Here is a 21,353-nt window from a genome sequence, read left to right on the forward strand (position 1 = left end):
TTAGGCAGGTGATTTGGGTCTGGAGTCAAGGATAATTTCTGAAAATCAGAAATATTGAACCGCCTAGACAAATTCGATTTTGCGCGCACCGTAATGCCGCGCGTCAGTCGCGCGATATGGACAGCCCCGCGAGAAGCGGAGCGTACGCGGCGAGCCTGCGGGATACGAACTCCGTGAAGAGCCGCACGCGCTTCGTCTTGCGTGTCTCCCCCTGTGTGAGGAGCCAAACCGTTCCATACATGTGCAGGTCGGTGCCCGGCACCCTCACCAGCAGAGGGTCGGCATCGCCGACGAAGCACGGCAGTGTCGTGATCCCGAGCCCTTGCCGTACCGCAGCGATCTGCCCCTCGGCGTCCGTGGTCCTGAACGGAACCCCCGTGGTGCGGACTTCACCCTCGCTGGCCCAATCCGGAATTCCATGAATGCTGATGACGATCCACCGAATGGGATCAGGCGCGCCCGCACGCCACGCGGCTAGTCGATCGCGGGACATGTAGACGCCGCCGAACAGCTCCGATCCCTTCAGGCCGTGAAGATTGAGCGGCAGGGTTTTGCGGTCGTAGACGACGCGGATCGCCACATCGGCCTCTCGGTTGGTCAGATTCGCCAGCTCGCCGGACGACAAGATTTCCATCTCGATGTCCGGATGCAGACGCGCGAAATCGGCGAAGTCCGGCATCAGCAGGTGTGTCGCGAGGGGCGGTGCCAGCGTCACCCGCAGAAGCCCGCGCACGCTCTGGTCGCGCCCGAAGACGCGCGTCTCCAGTTGGTGCGACGACGCTTCCATCTGGTCCGCGAACTCAAGGACCTCCTCGCCCGCAGCCGTCAGGCGGTAGCCCGAAGGCAGCTTTTCGAACATGTGCACCCCGAGGCGTTCCTCGAGCTGGGCGATGCGTCGCAGCACGGTCGAGTGGTTCACGCCGAGGCCCTCGGCGGCAGCCCGCACCGAGCCTCCGCGCGCGACGGCAAGAAAGTAGCGAACATCATCCCAGTCGATCATGGTGCAATCCTGCACCGCGGGGTGCGCCTTCCAAAGCCCGTATCTAACGCATCTTACAGCAGTACCGGTGGTCATTATAGCTTATGTCGACGAGCGCGGCCCAATTCCGAACGGCGGACACCGATCGTTGCGGCTGGCTTCAGTCGTCCAGCCGGATCGATTTCGCACCACCGATATGCGCGTTTCCGTACTGAACGCCTGACGCTGGCAGACCCATGTCGAGGTTCTCGGGGGCAGATGCTGTCCCGACACCACGAATGGAGAAGTCATGGGAAAGCTAGACGGTAAGGTTGCAGTCATCACGGGTGGCTCAAGCGGCATGGCGCTGGCGAGCGCCAAGCGGTTCGTTGAAGAAGGCGCCTATGTCTTCATCACGGGCCGGAGGCAGGAGGCGCTCGACGAGGCCGTCAGGCTGATTGGCCGGAACGTGACCGGCGTGCGCGGCGACGCGGCCAATCTCGACGACCTCGACCGTCTGTTCGACACGGTCAAGCGGGAAAAGGGCAGGATCGACGTCCTGTACGCGAGCGCCGGCATCGGCGAAGCCGTCCCACTGGCCGAAATTACCGAGCAGCATTTCGATGCGACCTTCGGCCTGAATACGCGCGGCACGCTGTTTACGGTTCAGAAGGCGTTGCCGCTGTTTGGCGATGGCGGATCGATCTTCATGACCGGGTCAGTTGCTTCGGTGAAAGGCTTTCCTGGTTACGGCGTGTATGCGGCGAGCAAGGCGGCGTTGCGCTCATTTGCACGCACTTGGCTCAACGAACTGAAGGGCAGGAATATCCGGGTGAACGTGCTGAGCCCGGGGCCGATCGCCACACCGATGCAGGACCAGGTTCTCACCGAGGAGGCAAAGCAGATGTTCGAATCCCTGATCCCGCGGGGAAAGATGGGTCGTCCTGAGGAAATTGCGGCAGTCGCGCTGTTTCTTGCTTCAGACGATTCGAGCTTCGTGAATGGGGTGGAGTTGTCTGTCGACGGCGGCTTCTCAGCCATCTGAACGGCCCGGGAATCAATATCAACACGGATCGGAGAAGTATGATGAGCTACGCAATTATAGGTTTCGGTAAGATAGGCCAGGCCCTCGCCCACGCCTTCGCCCGTAAAAACATCGACGTGACCGTCGCGAGCCGCCGGCCGCCCGAGGCGTTGGCGCCGCAGGCTCGGGCGATTGGACCCACGGTCGTCGCCAGGTCGCTGCGGGATGCACTCGAGGCCGACACCATCATCCTGGCGGTCCCGTTCGGGGAGCATCGCGAGGTTGCGAAGGCCCTGCCGAGCTGGAAAGGCAAGACGGTCATCGATGCCATGAACGCGACAGTTCCCCTTGAGGAGCTGGACGGCCTCCTGTCCTCCGCCTTCGTTGCGAAGGCGTTCACCGGCGCCAGGCTCGTGAAAGGCTTCAATCATCTGATTGCGGCCAAACTGGCTGCCGATCCGATCGTCGAGGGCGGTCACCGGGTCATCTTTCTGTCTGGTGACGACGAGGACGCGATCGCTCCCGTGGCGGCCTTGGCCAAACAACTCGGGTTCGCACCCGTCAAGCTGGGAAAGCTCGACGAGGGTGGCGCGCTGGTGCACGCACGCGGCCGCATTTGGGGCCCGCTCATCTTCCAGGATGTGTTCAAGAAGGAGCAGTGATCGATCTACGGCCGTGTGATCGACGCCGAGAACCGGTCGCGCGCGCTAATCTCTTCGAGCCTTAGTCTTACTGCGTCACAACTGGCTTATCCCCTCGTCCTGAGGAGACGCGAAGCGGCGTCTCAAAGGATGGACGCAACACACAGACTCGCGGCCATCGTCCTCCGCGCAACAACTCCACCGTCATCCTGAGGTGCGCGCCATCTTCGGCGCGCCTCGAAGGATGGTGTTCAGCGTCGTGCTTGCTGCCATCCTTCGAGGCGCGCAAGAAAGAGCGCGCACCTCAGGATGACGGCGGGGATTGCTTCACACGCTCTCAGGATAAAGGGATAAGCCCGTGTGACGCAGTAGTACGCCCTACGGTCCTTTCGGCCCGCGCGGCTCGAAAGACCGCTCAAGCCTTCTCGCCGACCGGCGAGAACAGATATCCGCCGCCTCGGATGGTGCGGATCACGGCGGGCTTGGCGGGGTCCGGCTCGATTTTGCGGCGGATACGCATGATGCGCAGATCGACGGCGCGATCGAAGGCCTCGCTGTCGCGCGCATTGGCGAGCTCCAGCAAGCGCTCGCGCGACAACACCCGCTTGGGATTTGCTGCGAAAACCTTGAGCAGGCCGAATTCGGAGGCGGTCAGCGGATGCTCGTTGCCCTCGTCGTCGCGCAACGCCTGCGCCTCCAGATCGAGCCATTTGGTCCCGAACCGAACCAGTTGGTCCTTGGCGGCCTTGGCGGCGGCGGTTTCCACTGCCGCCACGGCCCTGACCGGCACGCTCCGTCGCAGCACCGAGCGAATCCGCGCCATCAATTCCCGCAATTCGCACGGCTTTGCGATGTAATCGTCGGCGCCGAGTTCAAGTCCGACCACGCGGTCGATCGGGCTTGCGGTCGCCGTCAGCATGATGACGGGGACGTTGGTGCGGCTCTTGAGGTCACGGATGATCGAAAGCCCGTCTTCCTCCGGCATGTTGAGGTCGAGCACCACCAGATCGGGCACGCTGATTTCGATCGCGGCGCGCAGGGCCTTGCCGCCGTCGCATAACGTCACCGCAAAGCCGTGCATCTTGAGGTATTCGCCGACCATTTCGCGGGCGGGCGCCTCGTCATCGACGATGATGATGTGCTGATTCTGGGTCATGTCATGATATCTCGGCCGCGGGCAATACGACGGTAAAGGTCGACCCTTTTCCCGGGCCGGGGCTGTTGGCGGTGACCTGGCCGCCATGCATGTCGATGATGCGCTTGACGATCGACAGACCGAGACCGGTCGAACTTTCTCCGGCGGTGGGCTTGGCGGAGAGGCGCTGGAAGCGGCCGAACAACCGTCCGAGATCCTCCGGCGACAGGCCGGCGCCTTCGTCGGCGATGCGGATGATGGTCGCGTTCGCTTCATGGCTCACCACCACGGCAATCTTGCCGCCGATCGGCGAGTATTTGATGGCGTTGCTGACCAAATTGTCGATGGCTTCCCGCATCCGGTCGGCGTCGCACATCGTGACGAAATTCGGCGGCGCGGACACCGTCAGCGCCTGCTGCTTGTTGGCGGCCGAAGGCTGATTGGCGTTGACGACCTCGCTGACCAGGGCGGCGATATCGACCGGCTCGCGGCGGATGGTGATGTCGAAGGCGTCCGCCATGGCGTCCGAGATCAGGTGATCGACCATCAAGGTCAGCCGCTTGGTGGCATCGCGGATATGCTCGACCTGGGCGGTGATGCTTTCCTTAGGCGAGCCGGCGCTGATCAACTCGGTCAGCATTTCGGTACGGCCGAGGATCACGCCCAGCGGATTCTTCAGATCATGGGCGACGGTGCCGAGAATCTCGTTCTTGAAACCGTTGGCGCGCTGCAACCGCAACCATTGCGCCGACAGCCGGCGATTGGCCTGCATCAACGCGCGGGTGCGCTGGGCGACACGGTCCTCCAGTTGGGTGTTGGCTTCGTGGAGCTGCTGATAAAGGATGACGTTATCGAACGCGATCGAAAGCCGGCTGCCGAAAATCTCGACCAGCGAACGATCGGTTTCGGAGAGCTGGTGTTCCGACTGCAGCAGCACCACGACTTCCCGTCCGCTGCCGGTGCGAATATAGAGCACGGAGCGGTGGTCGGCGAATTCATGCTTGCGCCGCTTGAAAGCGGCTTCCACCATCGAACGCAGATCAGGGTCGAGCGACCGCGACCCGGCGATGCCGATGAACCGGCTGTAGCAGCCGGAGCCCGCCAGCACCGAAAAATCGTCGCCCACCATGCCGCCGTCGCGCAGCACCAGAATGCCGGCGCAATCGACATTCAACAGCGAGGCGATCTGCGTCAGCACGCCCTCGGCGAGGCGCTGCATCGATTTGAAATCGTACAAAGTGGAGGCGGCATCGATGATGATTTCCAGCCCGCGCCGGGTCTGCACCATGCGCTCGAGCTGCTGATAGCTGCGCAAGGCGGCGGTCAGCGAGGTGAACAGCTTGTCCGCCGTCAGCTCGGTCTTGGCCTTGTAATCGTTGATGTCGTACTGGACGATGACGCGACGCTCCGGCGCCTGTCCGGGCTGTCCGGTGCGCAGGATGATGCGGACGGTTTCGTTCTTGATTTCGTTGCGGATGTATTCGACGAGATCGAGGCCCGCGGCGTCGGTTTCCATGATGACGTCGAGCAGCACGGCGGCGATGTCCGGGTGCTCGCGCATCAGGACGCGGCCCTCGGCCGCCGAATAGGCCGACAGGACCTCCAGCGTCTGGCCGTTGAGGCTGTAGTCGCTCAGCGCAAACCGGGTGCCTTCATGGACGGCCTGATCGTCGTCGATGACCGCGATTTTCCACTTCCGCGCGCTCGATTCTTCCGGAACGGTTCCGGAATCCTCGATCAGGTGGAGGACATCGTCCTGTTCGGCCATTGAGAGATTCCGTCGCTTGTTGCGTCTGCGGTTTGGTCCGCGGTTGTGTCTGTCGTTCCGTGACCGCCTTTGGCGGTCTTCGGCATGATAATGCGAAATGTAGTGCCTTGTCCCAGCCTTGAGTCCAGCATCATGCGGCCTCCGAGCTGCTGGGTAACCAGATTATAAACGATATGCAGGCCGAGACCGGTGCCGCCCTCGTTGCGGCGGGTCGTAAAGAACGGATCGAACGCCTGCCGCTGCACGTCCGGCGTCATTCCGGCCCCATCGTCGGCAAAAATGATCTCGATATCGTCCGGGCCGCGGGCCCTCGCCGCAATCGAGATCGTCCCCGACCGTCCGTCGACAAACGCATGATTGGCGGCGTTGAGGATCAGATTCGTCAAAATCTGCCCATAGGAGCCCGGATAGCCGTCGATCACCAGGCCCGGGGGCACGTCGACCGACAGCGAGATCACGGCCTTTTTCAGAACCGGCCGCAGGCTGGCGATGATCTGGTCGGTCGCCTCGCTTAGGCTGAATTGCCGGCGTTCGGCGTGCGAGCGGTCCACCGCGACCTGCTTGAAGGACTGAATCAGCTCGCCGGCGCGCTGCAAATTGGCGACCAATTGCTGGGAGGCGTCGCGCGACGCCCGCACGAAATCCTCCAGCTGCGATCGCCGCAACTGGCTGTCGGACTTCAACTCGGCCTCGAACATTTCGCTGCGGCGGGCGAAACTGGACGCCACCGTCAGGCTGATACCGATCGGATTGTTCACCTCATGGGCGACGCCGGCGACCAGGCCGCCCAGTGCGGCCAGGCGCTCGGCGTCGATCAGGTTTTGCTGGGCGGCGCGCAGCTCCAAAAGAGCACCCTCGGCCTGTTCCTTGGACGCCCGCAGCTCATCCTCGGTCGCCCGCTTGGCGATGGCGCTTTCGCGGAATACTTCGACCGCGCGGGCCATCGCGCCGACCTCGTCCCGCGCCGCCGTTCCCTGCACCTGCCGGTCATAGTCGCCCGATGTGATCGCCTGCATCGCCGATATGATCTGATGTAATGGCAGCCGGATGCTCAGCGCGATCATGACGCCCGCGGTGAGGATGATGCCGAGAAAAATCACGGCGATGGACAGCACCCTGCGGGAGATGTCGTCCAGCGTCCGGTCGAAGGTTTCCTGCGCCTTCTGCTCGCGCTGGCGCATCTTGACCGACAATTCGTCGATGGCGCCGATGGTTTCGGCCTGGCTGGCGTCGATGCTGTTGCGCAACAGTTCGGTCCGGCTCGCGAGTTGTTCGGACAGCTTCGTCAGTCCCTCGCGCAATGCGCCGGTGCGGTCCTTCAAGCGCTCCAGCGCCATGCGCTGCAGGTCGTTGTCGGCGAGGCTTGCCATCTCGGGAACGGTTTTGTCGATGGTATCGATATTGCGCCGGGCCTCCTCGGCCGATGCCTGATTTTGCGAAAAATAATAGCCGTTGGCGGCGACCAGCGTCGCGGTAAAGGCCTCGCGGGATTTGCCGAGCTCCGGCCAGATCGGGGCGTCGCGGTGTCCGGTCGCGCCCTCGATGATCGAATAGAGCCCGGCCATGTCCCGGGTCGAGCCCAACACCTGTTGCTCGTAGGTTTTCGAGATGGCGGCCTGGACGGTACGCAGTTCTCCGAAGCCGTCGAGGAAACGTTCGGTGACACGCTCGAGTTCGTCCACCGATCCCGACAGCATCGGATCGGTCGAGGCGCGCGTGGTCAGGGTGCCGAGGATGGCCTCGCGCAGCAGCAGGATCTCGGCGAAAAATTCCGGGCTCGGCTGGTTGATGTAACGGTGAATCAGGTTCTGCAGCCGACTGGTCTCGCTCTCCAGCAACGCCAGAACCTGGTCCGACTGGCGCACCTGGCGGACGTCGTCCCAGGCCGAGCGCAGCACTTGCGCGCCGTTCCAGATCATCGCCGCCAGCACCAGGACGACGGCCGAGTTCAGCGCGGCAATCGACAGGATGCGCCAGCGGATCGGTATAGCACGAAGCAGCCTGACGATGCGAAAACGGTCGCGCAGGGTGGCGCTCGCCGACCGTTCCGTGGTTTCGTCGGGGGCTGTTGGCAAGATCAATTCACTCCACGGCCACAGGTGGAGATCAACGGGGCCCCAGCGGTGCTCAATTCGCGTGCAACAACATTCGCTGAAGCCGCCGTCAGCCGCGGCGCAACAACGGTGGGTGCAATCCGCCAAAGGCCGGCGCGGTTGTACACAGGCAACTTCAACCCCTCACCGTGGAGTCGATGGCGCTCAAAAAAGGTTCAATCCGTTTAGCAGACGCCGGTCAGAGGTGGCCATCCTGCCGGAACCGCCAAAACCCGGCAATGGTGCGCTGCGGGGCGACCTTTTGGCGGATTGAAACCGCGGACCCGGGGTTTTATCAGGGCGCGGCCCGCGTCAAATTATGTGACGGCCGCGGCAGATGGATGGTTGGACCGTGAATCCCGTTTCGAGATTTTTGCAATCGGCTGCCATGATCGCGGCGATCACCCTTACGGCGATCACCGTCTCGGCGATCAGTCTGGCGTCTCCGGCCCAGGCCCTCACCAATATCGTCTGGTGGCATGCCATGTCGGGCGAGCTCGGGCGGCAATTGGAGCAACTCGCCGCAGACTTCAACGCATCGCAAACCGAATACCGCATCGTGCCGAGCTACAAAGGCAATTACACCCAAACCGTGACGGCAGCGATCTTTGCGTTTCGCTCGCGGAGCCAGCCGGCCATCGTTCAGGTCAACGAAATCGCGACCGGGACCATGATGGCCGCCAAGGGCGCGATCTATCCGGTGTTCGAACTGATGCGGGACGAATCGGAAGCGTTCTCGCCGGCGGCGTATCTTCCCGCGGTCAGCGGTTATTATACCGATATCGCCGGCAACATGCTGTCGTTTCCGTTCAACAGCTCGACGCCGATCCTCTATTACAACAAGGATCTGTTCCGGAGTGCGGGTCTCGATCCGGAAACCGCGCCCAAGACCTGGCCCGAACTCGGCGCCGCGGCAAAGCGGCTGCGCTCGGCCGGCGCGGTTTGCGGCTTCACCACATCCTGGCCGTCATGGATCAATGTCGAGAACTTTTCCGCGTTCCACAATTTGCCGGTCTCGACCAGGGCCAACGGGTTCGAGGGCCTCGATGCAGCGCTTAATTTCAACAATCCGGTGATGGTGCGCCATATCGCGCAACTCGCGGAGTGGCAGGTCGACAAGGTCTTCGACTATAGCGGTCGGGCGACCTCGGCGGAGCCGCGCTTTCAGAATGGCGAGTGCGCCATCTTCATCGGCTCGTCGGCGACGCGCGCCGATATCAAGGCCAATTCGAAATTCGAGGTGGGTTACGGCATGTTGCCGTATTGGCCCGACGTGCAGGGCGCGCCGCAAAACTCGACCATCGGCGGCGCCACCTTGTGGGTGCTGCGCGACCGGCCGCACGCCGAATACCGCGGCGTCGCCAAATTCTTTGCCTTCCTGTCGAAGCCGGAGGTTCAAGCAGCCTGGCATCAGAACACCGGCTATCTGCCGGTGACCCGGGCAGCCTTCGATTTGAGCCGCGCCCAAGGCTTCTACGATCGCAATCCCGGTGCTGCGATCTCGATCGAGCAGATCACCCTGAAACCGACCACCGAAAACTCCAAAGGGATCAGGCTCGGATCGTTCGTGCTGATCCGCGATGTGATCGACGACGAACTGGAGCAGGCCTTCAGCGGCAAGAAATCGGCGCAGGCGGCGCTGGATTCCGCCGTCGAGCGCGGCAACCGGCTGCTGCGGCAGTTCGAGAGCGCCAATCCGTAAGCTGTGCTCGCCATAGGCTGTCGGCACGGCGCGGAGCCGGTTATAGAAGGCGCTCGATTCCGCATGCCGTTTCGAGAGCCGATCGCCATCATGCATTCGCTGCCCACGCTACCCGACTTCGCGGCGTTCCAGGCATGGCGTGCCGATCCGTCACAATGGCTGCCGGCCGCGCTCGACATCGCGCGCAGCGAGGGATTGCCGCATGCCGACCCGAAGCCGTTTTTGAACGGCACCAATCTTGTCCTCGCGCTCGATGAGCGGCTGGTGCTGAAGATTTTCCCGCCGATGCTGCGCGCCCAGTTCGTCTCGGAGCGGGCTTCGTTGTCACAGCTTCGCGGGCGCCTCAGCATTGCCGTTCCCGAGATCGTGCGGCAAGGCGAACGCGACCAATGGCCCTATCTCGCGATCACGCGGCTGCATGGCGTGCTCGGCGCCCAGGCATGGCCCGGCTTGCCGGAGGATCAGAAGGAGCGCGTGCTGCGCCGGATCGGCGAGACCATCGCCGAAGTACAGCGTGCCCCGCTTGGCGAATTGTCGACCATCGAACCGCGCTGGGATCAGTTGATGCGGCGGCAGATCGACGGATGCCGCGCGCGGCATACGCGCCTTGGATTGCCGCGCAAGTTTCTCGCCGGCCTCGACGATTTCCTGGCCGCGGCGATACCGCTCATTCCCATGGACGCGCCGCCGGTGATCCTGACCGGCGAATACATTCCGGAGAACTTTCTGCTCGGTCAGGAAACCGGCGGCTGGCAATTGTCCGGGCTGTTCGATTTCGGCGACGTGCTGACGGGCTGGGGCGAGTACGATCTGCTTGGACCGAGCGCCTTCATGACGGCCGGCATGCCGCGCCGCGTCCGCAGCCTGTTCGAAGGCTACGGCTATGCGGCCGCCGATATCGGCCCGGATCTGAAGCGCCGGCTGATGGCGCTGATGCTGCTGCATCGCCAGAGCGATCCGATCCGACACATCTGCATTGAGGGCTGGCAGGAAAAAGCCGACGACCTGTTCGAGCTGGCGGAATTGCTCTGGCCGGTATGACGGGATCGGCGCGTCGCGGGCGTTTGGCTATCGCTCAAGGCCGATTGCAACAAAATTAGGCAGTTCATCATTCTCTGTATGCATTCGGTCGGCCTATTTCGATGGATTCTGAGCGTATTTCTATTGGAGTATTTCAAGTATAATCAGATAGTTATACCTATTTTGGCTCCTGTTGAGCGTTGGCACAAACCTTGCGACGCTTTGAAACCGATCCCTCCGGCGTTTGGAGCGCCACATGAAGCGTCGCGATTTTCTGGGTATGAGACCGTAATGGCTGCTGATCCGTTGGACGATTATATCGACGCCGTGGCGAGCGCACTGGCGCTGCCGGTCAAGGACGCCTGGAGGCCCGCGGTGCGGGCGAATCTCGAGGTGTCGCTCAGGCTGGCGCGGCTGGTCGACGAGTTCGCATTGCCCGACGAAGCCGAGTCGGCCAGTGTCTACTCGGCCTGATATGACCGGACCCGATATGGCAGCGGCCGTGAGTTCAGATGATTTGTCAGCCTCGGAAATCGCCCAGGCCGTGGCGGGGCGAAAGATCTCCGCGCTTAGCGCGACCGAGGCGGCGCTGGCGCGGATCGCGAGATACAATCCGGTCCTGAATTGTTTCACCGACATCACGGCCGAGCGCGCGCGTGCCAAGGCGCGCGCCGTCGATGCCGCGATCTCGGCCGGGCAGCCCGTCGGTCCGCTGGCCGGCGTTCCCTTCGCGGTAAAAAACCTGTTCGACGTGCAGGGGCTCGCCACCCGCGCCGGATCGAAGATCAATCGCGACCTCAAGCCGTCGCCGCGCGATGCCACCTTGATCGAGCGGATGGAAGCGGCCGGCGCGGTACTGGTCGGCGCGCTCAACATGGGTGAATACGCCTATGACTTCACCGGCGAGAATGTGCATGACGGCCCGTCGCGCAATCCGCATGATTTGACGCGGATGACCGGCGGCTCGTCCGGCGGCTCCGGCGGCGCGGTCGGCGGCGGCCTGGTGCCGATTGCGCTCGGCTCCGACACCAACGGCTCGATCCGGGTGCCGTCGTCGTTCTGCGGAATCTTTGGTTTGAAGCCTACCTATGGCCGGCTGTCGCGCGCGCGGTCGTTTCCGTTCGTCGCAAGCTTCGACCATCTCGGGCCGTTCGCGCGCAATACGAGCGATCTCGCGCTGGCCTATGATGCGATGCAGGGACCCGACCCCGACGATGCCGCCTGCGCGACCCGGCCGGTCGAGCCGGTCGCGCCATCGCTCGCGCAGGACATCGGGGATCTGAGGGTCGCGATCGCCGGCGGCTATTTCCAGCAGAACGTGTTCCCCGAAGCTGTCGAGGCCGTGGCCCGCATCGCCAAGGCGCTGGGCACCACCCGTATCGTCGAAATTCCGGAAGCCGCGCGCGCCCGCGCCGCGGCCTATGTGATCTCCACGACCGAAGGCGCCTCGCTGCATCTTGATCGGTTGCGGCGGCGTCCCGATGATTTCGATCCGGCGGTGCGCGACCGCCTGCTGGCCGGCGCGATGGTACCGGCACCATTGGTCGACCGCGCGCAGAAATTCCGCCGCTGGTACCGTGCCCGGGTGCTGGAGCTGTTCAAGACGGTCGACGTGATCCTGGCGCCGGCGACGCCGTGTGTGGCGCCGAAACTGGGGCAGGTGACCTTCACGCTGGATGGTGTCGAATTGCCGGTGCGCGCCAATATCGGCATCCACACCCAGCCGATTTCCTTTATCGGATTGCCGGTGGTCGCGGTGCCGGTTCCGCTGGAGCCGATGCCGATCGGCGTGCAAATTATCGCCGCACCCTGGCGCGAGGATATCGCGTTGCGCGTAGCCCACGCGCTGGAGCGCATGGGCGTCGTGTCGGCGCCACAGCCAAGAGGTCTATGAGATGGAAGTCGATCTGCCGGACGTGCATGCCGAGGTAGCCGCGCAATTCGCGCGCTACGAAAAGGCGCTGGTCTCCAACGATGTCGCGGTGCTCGACGAGTTGTTTCGCGACGATTCCCGCACGCTGCGTTACGGCATCAGCGAAATTCTCTATGGCTATAGCGAGATCATGGCGTTTCGCGCGGCGCGCCCTTCCGTGGGCCTGATGCGGCGGACGGCGCGCACCGTGATCTCGACCTATGGCCGCGATACCGCGGTGGCCTCGACGCTGTTTTACCGCGAAACCGCGCCGGGCAAGGTCGGCCGCCAGATGCAGACCTGGGTGCGGTTTGCCGAGGGCTGGAGAATTGTCGCCGCCCATGTCAGCATCATCGACGAACCCAAACCTTGAACGAACCAAGTCCTGAATGAGCATCGGTCCAACGACATGAGCCTTGACGATCTCCCGACCAGCGACCGTCAACGGCCGGCAGAACCGGTGCTTCAGCGCGTCGACCGCGCGACCGCCAATCCCTACAAGGTCACGCGCGCCGAGGAATTGCGGCTGCAACTCGCCGACGAAATCGTGCGCGGCGCGCTGGCGCCGGGCTCGCCGCTCGATGAGACCGATATCGCGCGCCGCTTCAACGTCTCACGCACGCCGGTGCGCGAGGCCTTGCGCCAGCTCGCGGCCAGCGGGCTGGTCGATGCCCGCGCGCATCGCGGCGCGGTGGTGGCGCGGCCCTCGATCGAACGGATGACCGAGATGTTCGAGGCGATGGCCGAACTGGAAGCCTTGTGCGCCGGGCTCGCCGCCGAACGCATGGCGCCCGCGGAACGTCACGGGCTGGAGGCGATCCATGAGGAATTGCGGGTATTGAGCTCCGCCGGCAATCCGGAGCGGTTTCACGAAGTCAACGAGCGCTTTCATAATGCGATCTATGCCGGTTCGCAGAACGGCTATATCGCCGAGATCACGCTGGCGACGCGGGTGCGGGTGCAGCCGTTCCGCCGCGCGCAATTCCGCAACCTCGGGCGGCTGGCCAAATCGCACGCCGAGCACGACCGCGTCGTGGTCGCGATCATGCGCGGCGACCACGTCGCCGCCGCCGCCGCGATGCGCGCGCATATCGAGCTGGTGCGCGGCGAGTATGAGATTTACGCGGAGAGTGGGCGAGTAGGAAGCGGCGAATAGGGAGTGGCGAATAGCGAATAGGGAAGTTCTATTCGCCACTCGCTATTCGCTATTCGCGACCTTCTCCGCCATGAACGTACGCCAGCCGCCGAAGCCCGAAATATCGCGGGCGCCGGAGATGTCGACGGGCTCGACGATGAATCCCTTGACGCCGCGGCCATCGGCCAGCCGCACCGTGCCGATCGACAGCGGGGGCGGGATCGCAGCGACGAATTTGCCGAAGGCGGCTGCCGGCAGCGCCCAGACTTCCAGCGCGATCGATGATCCCGTACCAGGTGCGACCCGCAGCATGCCGGGTTTCGCCGGCGTGGTATCGAGCGCGTAGAGCTTGTAATCCGCGGCCGTCGCGGTTGCCTCCAGCAATCGTCCGCCGAGCTCTGTCAGTTCGTCATTGAGCGCCATGCCCGACAGATGCGCGCCGACCACCGCGATGGCGATCTCGTCGCCGCTGGTCATGGCCGGCATGGCTGCGAGCGGCGGCTGCGGCAGGCTTCCGGCGCCGAGGGGCAATTTGGTCTCGGCATGGAAGACGCGGCCGATGCTGGCGAGCAATGCGTCCTTGCCTGCCGGCGCCAGCAGCGTGATGCCGAACGGAATGCCGTCGGGCCGCATCGCCGCCGGCAAGGCCAGGCCGCAAAGGTCGAGCAGATTGACGAAATTGGTGTAGGTGCCGAGCCTGGAGTTGAGTTCGATCGGGTTGGCCAGCACCTGCGCGGTCGAATAGGCGGTCGGCGCCGTCGGCAGCACGATCGCATCGAGATGGGCGAAGGCACGCTCAGCGACGCGCCGCAGCGCCTGCAAGCGATAAAGTGCGGCAAAGGTATCGGACGCGGTCAGCCGCGCGCCGGCCGCCGTGATCTCGCGCGTCACAGGGTGGATCGAGTCCGGCGACGATGCCAGCAGATTGCGGATCACCAGATAACGCTCGGCGACCCACGGTCCCTCATAGAGCAACCGCGCGGTCTCATAGAACGGTTCGAGGTCGAACTCGACCAGCGTGGCGCCCAGCGACGTCCAGCGCTTCAGCGCCTCGCCAAAGGCCGCCTCCGCGGCCTTGTCGCCGAAGAAGATCAGTTGGCCGTTGCGCGGAACGCCCAGCCTGAGATTTTGCGGAAACGCGGTCATCGCCGCCAGCGGCCGGTCGCGCGAAAACGGATCGGCGCCGTCGGGGCCGGCCACCACTTGCAGCGCCGCGATGGCGTCATCGACCGTCAGTGAAAAGATCGAAATGCAGTCCAGCGTGCGGCAGGCCGGCACCAGGCCCGCGGTCGAGATCAGCCCGAGGCTCGGCTTCAGTCCGACGATGTTGTTGAGCATCGCCGGCACGCGGCCGGATCCCGCCGTATCCGTGCCGAGCGCCAGCGGCACCAGGCCGGCGGATACCGCGACGCTCGATCCCGAACTCGACCCGCCCGGAATCAAATCGGCGCGGATCGGGTTGATGGGGATGCCATAGGGCGAGCGCACGCCGACCAGGCCGGTGGCGAACTGATCGAGATTGGTCTTGCCGATCGTGATGGCGCCGGCTGCGCGCAGTCTTGCCACCGCCGTGGCATCGTGCGCCGGCATATACGAGAAAGCCGGGCAGGCCGCGGTGGTCGGCAGGCCCAGCGCGTCGATATTGTCCTTGACCGCGAACGGGACGCCGTAGAGCGGCAGCTGCGCGGCGTCCTTTTTGGTCAGCGCCTCGGCCTCCGCGATCGCGTCCTTTTCATCGCGAAGGCTGATGAAGATGGCGGGGTCGTTGTGGTCGCGGATGCGCTGGTAGGTACGTGCGACGGTTTGCGCAGGCGATCGTGTGCCCGCGCGATGCGCGGCGACAATGGCAGCAACGGTTTCGGTCACGAGGCCGCCCTGAGCCCGGTCGGGCGCGCCTCGGTCTTGTCGGGTCGTCGCAACTTATTCGGCAGGGGCTGCAAGAGGCATCTCCGGATGCGAAAGGCTAACGGTGCTGGTGCCGAACTTCTCCACCGCGAAAAATCCGACCGCCACCACAGCATAAGCCAGGGCCACACCCGGCGTCACGCCCAATCCGCCGCCAATGCCGACCGATTCACCGTGCATGAAGCCGAAATAGGTCATGATCGCGCCGGCAAAGGCGAAAGCCGCGGCCTTGTTGAACTCACGGTCGATCACGAACACGCCGATCGCACCCAGCACCAGGCCGGCCAGGATCGAACCACCGCCCATCACTTCCAGCCCGTGATAGAGCACGCCCTGCTGCGGCAGAGCGGCGATCGCCGCGGTCTTGACCGCGCCGACCTTGTCGGCGGCGAGGCCTCCGACTGCCTGGGCGGCGTTGAGCGTCGAACCAAGCATGGTGTCGATCTGCAGCTTGGCCCAGGCCGCGAAATGCGGCGTCAGCGCCAGCACGATCGCCGGCGCATGCTTGATCGGCGTGGTCTGGAACGCCTGTGCGCCGATCAGCATGCCGATATAGAGCAGGATCGGCGAGATCGCGACCACCGGCACCAGCGCCAGCAGGACCGAGATGATGCCGAACCAGCTGAGCACCACGACCATGATTCCGGTCGCGGCCGAATAACCGATCCGCCCGCCCATCGCCTTCCAGCCGGCATGGCCGATATAGACCGCGTTGATGAAGGGGTTGCCCATCAGGCAGCCGATCAGGCTGACGATGCCGTCGGCGGTCAGGACCCGCGTGGTCGGATATTCGTCGCCGGCGGCTTCCGCGCTTTCGACATTGTCCATGGACTCGACGAGATCGTAGATGCCGAACGGGATCGCGGTGACCAGGATGACCCCGAGGAATTCAAACCCGGAGAACACCTGACCGACCGCCGGCAGCGGCACCGAGAAGCCGAAATTCGCGAAGGCATCGCCGACGCCTTTGACACTCAAGCCGCCCAGATTGTAGCCGAGCAAGTTCGAGCCCCAGGCGATGATCATGCCGACCACGATGGCGACGGCTCCGGCGGGGATTCCCTTTGGGTACTTCACCCCGCCGAACCAGCCGGCCAGGATGATGGCGAAACACACCAGCCCGATCTGCGGCGTCATGTACATCTCCAACGCCGGGCGCATCGAGATGAAGGTCACGGCGACGCCGGCCAGCGTGCCGAGCAGGGCGGCGCGGGGCGTGATCTTGCGAATATACGGCGCGATGAAGCCGCCGATCATCAGAACAAAGCTTTGAAAGAACACCCAGACCAGGCCGGCCGACCAGCCCTTCAGGGGATCGCCGGTCTTGATCGTGATTGGCAGCATGATCACGAAGGTGACGATGAACATATGCGGCACGCTGATGCCCGACGGCAGCGCGCAGACATCGCTGCGGCCGGTCTTTTGCGCCAGCCGATAGGCGAGAAACGCGTAGTAGAACGTCGAAAGACACATCATCAGCCCAACCGCGGGCAGAATGCGGCCGAACACCAGCGAATCCGGCATCTTGAGCACGAAGCGCAACAGGCCGGTCAGCACCAGCATGTTGACGAGGATGTTGGTACCGAAACCGAAAAAGGCATTCCAGTCGCCCGGCGTCCATAGCTCGGGTTTGAAGTCAGGCTTTACGGCAGTCCCTGTGGTCGTGCTCATCGTTATGCCCCTGCTGTTGCTGTTGCTTTCGAAGTCTCCAGTGAAATCGCTTGTAGGATCGCAGCCGAGTCGGTGACCCAGCCGAAAATGCCGCCTTGGGCCTTGATCATCTTCAGGCCCATCTCGTGGAATTCGGGGAAGTAGGAGGCGCAGCCGTCCGACACCACGACGCAGCGGTAGCCGCGGTCGTTGGCCTCGCGCACGGTGGTGTTGACGCAGACTTCGGTGGTGACGCCGCACACCAGCAAATTCTCGATGCCGTATTTCTGCAAGAGATCGCCCATTTCGGTCGCGTAGAACGCGCCCTTGCCGGGCTTGTCGATCACGATCTCGCTGTCGAGCGGATAGAGCTGTGGGATGATGTCGTGGCCGGCTTCGCCGCGGATCAGGATCCGTCCCATCGGTCCGGGGTCGCCGATGCGCAACGACGGTGCGCCGCGTTCGACCTTGGCCACAGGTGCGTCGGACAGATCAGGCAAATGTCCTTCGCGGGTGTGGATGACGAGAATTCCCGCGTCCCGCGCCATGCCCAGCAATGCCGCGATCGGCTTTATCGCGCGCGCCAGTTGCGAGACGTCGTTGCCGAGCGTTTCACCGAAGCCGCCGGGCTCCATGAAGTCGCGCTGCATGTCGATGATGACGAGCGCGGTCTTTGACCAGTCGAGGTCGATCGGACCCGGCTCCGCGATGACGGTGCTGTGGCTTGGATATTTGGAGCTCGTCATTGATAATTCCCCGAGCCGAACAATTCCCGACTCGGAGCTAAGCAAAGGGCGTGCCATTGTGTACAACGGCGCAAGGCGCTCACGGCGCCTGGAATCATCGATCAAATTCAAATGGTTGATTGGTCGGTGGGACGGCTGCTTATTCTTTGTTCGCCGTCTTGATCAGAGCTCTTTGCATATTAGTTGAGCGCGCTGCATACACGCGCATAATTCGTGCAGTGTCAGGCCGCGAGATAAAACGCTAGAGCCTTTTCCGTTCCGATGGAATCGGAACGGGACTCTAGTCTTTTGTTTTGACGCGTTTTCTTAGCGCGACCCGGTGTCCACGGAGCCTGTCATCAGGCGCGCATTCGCGCGACCCGTTGGCTGGAAAACGCTCTAGCGGACCACCTTGCTGCTGCCTTGCGTGATCAGGCGCGCGGAGCGCTGATCGCGCGCATGGCTCCACAGCCAGCTCAGCGCGACGCTCAAGCGGTTGCGCAGGCCGATCAGGAAATAGATGTGCGCGATACCCCAGAGCCACCACGCCAGCGTGCCGCGCAGCTTGAAGCGGCCGAAATCGATCACCGCCTGCTTTTTGCCGATTTGCGCGAGGCTGCCGGCATGCTTGTAACGGAATGGCGCCAGTTTGCCGCCGCGCAGCCGCGCCTTGATGGTGTCGGCGACATAGTGTCCCTGCTGCTTGGCCGCCGGTGCAATGCCCGGCACCGGATTGCCGTCGGGATCCGCGACCATGACGGTATCACCGACGGCAAAGATATCGGGATGGCCGGGAACGGTAAGGTCGGGCTCGACCTGTAGCCGTCCGGCGCGATCGGCCGGTGCGCCGAGCCATTCGGCGGCGGGCGAGGCGCGGACGCCGGCCGCCCAGATCAGGGTTTTGGCGTCGAGCTTGTGGCCGCCATAGACCACGCCATCGGCCGAGCATTCGGTGACGGCCTGTCCCAGCATCACCTCGACGCCGATTTTTTCCAGCGCGGCTTGCGCATAGGCCGACAGATCGTCGGCGAAGCCTGCGAGTACGCGCGGGCCCGCCTCGATCAGCACGACGCGGGTCTTGTGGGTGTCGATGTTGCGGAAGTCCGGCGGCAGCGTGTCCTGCGCCAGTTCGGCGATGGTGCCGGCGAGTTCGACGCCGGTGGGTCCCGCGCCGACGATGACGAAGGTCAGGAGCGCGGCGCGGCGTGCCGGATCGGTCTCGCGCTCGGCGCGTTCAAACGCGACCAGGATACGCCGCCGCAACGTGGTGGCGTCTTCGAGGGTTTTCAGGCCGGGCGCGAACGGCTCCCATTCGTCGTGGCCGAAATACGCGTGTCGCGCGCCGGTGGCGAGAACGAGCGTGTCATAGGGCTGCGCGTCGCCGTCTTCGAGCAGCACGCGTTTGGTGTTGGCGTCCACGCCGGTCACCGTCGCGAACAGCGTCGTCACTTCGGGCCGGTCGCGCAACAGATAACGGATCGGCCAGGCGATCTCCGATGTTGCCAGCGAAGCGGTCGCGACCTGGTACAACAGCGGCTGGAACAGATGGTGGTTGCGCCGGTCGATCAGTGTGATGTTGACCGGCGCGCCTCTCAGGTCAAACGTCGCCTGCAGGCCGCCAAAGCCGGCGCCGACGACCACGACGCGATGGGGTGTTGCCGGCGCTGTCGTCATGGAATGCCGCCTTGGGTTCCGGGTGTCTTCGCGCGCTCCATCTAAATGTAGTCTGTTGCACGCGCCGGTCCAAGCGCCGTTTGCCAATCGGCCGATAGCGTATCGCGATCGATCTCAGGCGTTCTGGGCGGCTGGGGTGGAAGCTGGGCGCCGACGTGGCGGAAGCGCGAGACCTGCGCACGCCCCCAGCAACGACAAGGTCGCTGCAACCATCATCGCCGGGGCAAAGCCGGCGCCGAAGCTTGTCGCCGAACCCACCCCGCCCTGCGCCGAGAACACCGCCACCATCGCGGCGATGCCGAACATGCCGCCGAGAAAGCGCGCCATGTTGAAGATGCCGGAGGCCTTGCCGATTTCGGTCGCCGCGACCGAACCAAGGATCGCGTTCTGCGCTGCCGGCATCGCCATCGATACGCCGATTCCGGCCAGCACCAGTGGCGCCACCAATGCCGGATAGTTGGTGCCGGGGGCGGCGAGCATCGCCATCCAGCCAAGGCCGATCGCCTGCATCGTCAATCCGGTCGCGACCAGCGGCCGTTCGCCGAATTTGTTGACGATCGCACCCGCCACCGGTGCGGTGACGAACAGCGTCGCGGTCCATGGCAACAACCGAAGCCCGGCGCCGAGCGGTCCGAAACTCAGCGTGGTCTGCAGAAATTGCGGCAGCAGAAACAGCACGCCGTACATCGCGGCATAGAACAAAAAGCTGGCGGCAACGCCGGCGGAAAACGCCGGCGCGCGAAACAGCCGCATCGGCACCATCGGCGCGGGCGTCCGCATTTCCCAACTCAAGAACATGACCGCGAGCAGCGTCCCCGCACCGAGCGCGCTCATGACTTCGAGGCTGGCCCATCCCAGCGTGTTGCCGCGCAACAGACCCCATACCAGCGCCAAGGCAGCACCGGCGACCGTGACGAGGCCCGGGATATCGAGGGCGGCCTTGGGGCCAAAACTCTCGCGCAGCCGTGTCAGCGCCAGCGCGATGGCGATCATTCCGATCGGAAGATTGATCCAGAACACCCAGCGCCATCCGAGATTCTCGCTGATGAGGCCGCCGGCGGCCGGTCCGACGATGAGGGCAAATCCGGTCACGCCGCTGAAGATGCCGAGCGCGCGGGCGCGTTCTTCTTTGGCAAAGGCGGCGCTGAGGATCGCCATCCCGAGCGGCATCACCAGCGCGGCGGCGGCGCCTTGCGCCAGTCTCGCGGCGATCAGCCATGCCGCGCTGCCCGACAGCGCGCAGACCACCGACGCCAGCGTGAACAGGGCTATGCCCGCGGCAAACAGCCGGCGCCGTCCGAAAAGGTCGCCAAGGGCCGCACCCGTCAGCAGCAGCACCGCGAAACTCAGATTGTAGGCGTTGACCACCCATTGCAGCGTCTCGACCGAGACGTTGAAGTCCTGGCGGATGGTGGCAAAGGCCGTGGTCACGATCAACGCGTCCAGCGCCATCATGAAGGACGCCAAAGCGACGATGCCGAGTGTCCAGTTCTTCGCCCGCCGATCATAAATGTCCTGCATCGTCATTCTCCCATCTGCCCGACGCCGGCCTTGCGCGGCGCTGATGCCAGGGACGAACCGGAACCGGCCAAGGATGCAGCCCGAAAATATTTTCTTTTCGGCCGAATCCTTATCGCCCCGCCGAACGTCACTGCGGCAGGACGCGATGATGTCTCGTCGTGCGAAGCATGGAGCGTGAGCGATGAAACGAACCCTGATCAGGTATAAGACCAGGCCGGAAATGGCCGACACCAATGCGGCGTTGATCGCCGCGGTGTTTGCGGAATTGAAGGATGCGAGGCCCGAAGGCGTGCGCTATCTTACGCTGCGGCTCGAGGACGATCATTTTATCCATCTGGTCGAGACCGAGGCCGATGCCGCCAGCGCCATTCCAGGTTTGGCCGCCTTCAGGCTTTTTCAGAGCGGCATTCGCGAACGTTGTATCGAGCCGCCTGAGGCCGGAGGTGCTATCATCGTCGGCAATTATCGCATGCTGGATCAGTGATCGAGG

18 protein-coding genes are annotated in these 21,353 nt (G+C 63.9%); 9 read left to right on the plus strand and 9 right to left on the minus strand.

The window, feature by feature from the left end; translation table 11 throughout:
• Nucleotides 1-103 precede the first annotated feature (103 nt).
• Entirely contained in the window at nucleotides 104-1,000 is an 897-nt protein-coding gene (locus GSQ88_RS02530) for a LysR family transcriptional regulator (RefSeq protein WP_159005804.1), read from the minus strand.
• A 268-nt stretch (nucleotides 1,001-1,268) separates the two neighbouring features.
• Here GSQ88_RS02530 and GSQ88_RS02535 point away from each other — a divergent pair, with 268 nt between their 5' ends.
• Both GSQ88_RS02535 and GSQ88_RS02540 read left to right on the plus strand, forming a co-directional pair.
• Complete coding sequence (locus GSQ88_RS02535; protein WP_159005805.1) at nucleotides 1,269-2,003, plus strand: SDR family NAD(P)-dependent oxidoreductase; 735 nt, start codon at nucleotides 1,269-1,271, stop codon at nucleotides 2,001-2,003.
• A 41-nt stretch (nucleotides 2,004-2,044) separates the two neighbouring features.
• Nucleotides 2,045-2,644 (plus strand): NADPH-dependent F420 reductase, encoded by a 600-nt coding sequence (locus GSQ88_RS02540; protein WP_174247899.1) that lies wholly within the window; start codon nucleotides 2,045-2,047, stop codon nucleotides 2,642-2,644.
• 394 nt (nucleotides 2,645-3,038) lie between these two features.
• Here the strand turns inward: GSQ88_RS02540 and GSQ88_RS02545 are convergent, their stop codons facing one another.
• From GSQ88_RS02545 to GSQ88_RS02555, 3 genes are read right to left on the minus strand one after another with little or no spacing between them, the layout of a single operon-like run.
• A complete protein-coding gene (locus GSQ88_RS02545) occupies nucleotides 3,039-3,779 on the minus strand; it encodes a response regulator (protein ID WP_159005807.1) in 741 nt (246 codons plus the stop codon).
• 1 nt (nucleotide 3,780) lies between these two features.
• Nucleotides 3,781-5,526: an ATP-binding response regulator gene (locus tag GSQ88_RS02550; protein WP_159005808.1), complete on the minus strand. Its 1,746-nt coding sequence runs from the start codon at nucleotides 5,524-5,526 to the stop codon at nucleotides 3,781-3,783.
• On the minus strand, nucleotides 5,496-7,553 hold the full coding sequence (locus GSQ88_RS02555) for a sensor histidine kinase (RefSeq protein WP_502706683.1): 2,058 nt from the start codon (nucleotides 7,551-7,553) through the stop codon (nucleotides 5,496-5,498). Before GSQ88_RS02555 ends, GSQ88_RS02550 begins: the two co-directional genes overlap by 31 nt.
• A 454-nt stretch (nucleotides 7,554-8,007) precedes the next feature.
• Here GSQ88_RS02555 and ugpB point away from each other — a divergent pair, with 454 nt between their 5' ends.
• The 6 genes from ugpB to GSQ88_RS02585 all read left to right on the plus strand — a co-directional run bounded on the left by ugpB (nucleotide 8,008) and on the right by GSQ88_RS02585 (nucleotide 13,409).
• Nucleotides 8,008-9,321, plus strand: coding sequence for a sn-glycerol-3-phosphate ABC transporter substrate-binding protein UgpB (gene ugpB, locus GSQ88_RS02560; protein ID WP_159005931.1), 1,314 nt, complete (start codon nucleotides 8,008-8,010; stop codon nucleotides 9,319-9,321).
• A 63-nt stretch (nucleotides 9,322-9,384) separates the two neighbouring features.
• Nucleotides 9,385-10,362 carry an aminoglycoside phosphotransferase family protein gene (locus GSQ88_RS02565; RefSeq protein ID WP_246735034.1) on the plus strand — a complete coding sequence of 326 codons (978 nt, stop codon included), beginning with the start codon at nucleotides 9,385-9,387 and terminating at the stop codon, nucleotides 10,360-10,362.
• Between the two features lie 270 nt (nucleotides 10,363-10,632).
• Nucleotides 10,633-10,815, plus strand: a complete 183-nt coding sequence (locus tag GSQ88_RS02570; protein ID WP_159005809.1) for a DUF4089 domain-containing protein — start codon at nucleotides 10,633-10,635, stop codon at nucleotides 10,813-10,815.
• Nucleotides 10,816-10,843: 28 nt separating this feature from the next.
• Nucleotides 10,844-12,235: an AtzE family amidohydrolase gene (locus tag GSQ88_RS02575; RefSeq protein WP_246735035.1), complete on the plus strand. Its 1,392-nt coding sequence runs from the start codon at nucleotides 10,844-10,846 to the stop codon at nucleotides 12,233-12,235.
• A gap of 1 nt (nucleotide 12,236) precedes the next feature.
• Nucleotides 12,237-12,626 carry an oxalurate catabolism protein HpxZ gene (hpxZ, locus tag GSQ88_RS02580; protein WP_159005810.1) on the plus strand — a complete coding sequence of 130 codons (390 nt, stop codon included), beginning with the start codon at nucleotides 12,237-12,239 and terminating at the stop codon, nucleotides 12,624-12,626.
• A gap of 36 nt (nucleotides 12,627-12,662) precedes the next feature.
• Nucleotides 12,663-13,409 carry a GntR family transcriptional regulator gene (locus GSQ88_RS02585; protein ID WP_159005811.1) on the plus strand — a complete coding sequence of 249 codons (747 nt, stop codon included), beginning with the start codon at nucleotides 12,663-12,665 and terminating at the stop codon, nucleotides 13,407-13,409.
• 42 nt (nucleotides 13,410-13,451) lie between these two features.
• Here the strand turns inward: GSQ88_RS02585 and atzF are convergent, their stop codons facing one another.
• From atzF to GSQ88_RS02615, 5 genes are all read right to left on the minus strand, one after another.
• Nucleotides 13,452-15,254 (minus strand): allophanate hydrolase, encoded by a 1,803-nt coding sequence (gene atzF / locus GSQ88_RS02590; protein WP_159005812.1) that lies wholly within the window; start codon nucleotides 15,252-15,254, stop codon nucleotides 13,452-13,454.
• 54 nt (nucleotides 15,255-15,308) lie between these two features.
• Complete coding sequence (locus GSQ88_RS02595) at nucleotides 15,309-16,964, minus strand: regulator (RefSeq protein WP_159005813.1); 1,656 nt, start codon at nucleotides 16,962-16,964, stop codon at nucleotides 15,309-15,311.
• Between the two features lie 2 nt (nucleotides 16,965-16,966).
• Entirely contained in the window at nucleotides 16,967-17,689 is a 723-nt protein-coding gene (locus GSQ88_RS02600) for a cysteine hydrolase family protein (RefSeq protein WP_159005814.1), read from the minus strand.
• 378 nt (nucleotides 17,690-18,067) lie between these two features.
• Complete coding sequence (locus tag GSQ88_RS02610; RefSeq protein ID WP_159005815.1) at nucleotides 18,068-19,342, minus strand: NAD(P)/FAD-dependent oxidoreductase; 1,275 nt, start codon at nucleotides 19,340-19,342, stop codon at nucleotides 18,068-18,070.
• Nucleotides 19,343-19,456: 114 nt separating this feature from the next.
• Nucleotides 19,457-20,863 carry a DHA2 family efflux MFS transporter permease subunit gene (locus GSQ88_RS02615; protein ID WP_159005816.1) on the minus strand — a complete coding sequence of 469 codons (1,407 nt, stop codon included), beginning with the start codon at nucleotides 20,861-20,863 and terminating at the stop codon, nucleotides 19,457-19,459.
• A 181-nt stretch (nucleotides 20,864-21,044) separates the two neighbouring features.
• Between GSQ88_RS02615 and GSQ88_RS02620 the strand changes: the two genes are divergently transcribed.
• On the plus strand, nucleotides 21,045-21,347 hold the full coding sequence (locus GSQ88_RS02620) for a hypothetical protein (protein WP_159005817.1): 303 nt from the start codon (nucleotides 21,045-21,047) through the stop codon (nucleotides 21,345-21,347).
• The last annotated feature ends 6 nt before the right edge of the window (nucleotides 21,348-21,353 follow it).

The organism is Bradyrhizobium sp. S69 (assembly GCF_009766005.1).
In the GTDB taxonomy this organism is placed as follows: domain Bacteria; phylum Pseudomonadota; class Alphaproteobacteria; order Rhizobiales; family Xanthobacteraceae; genus Bradyrhizobium.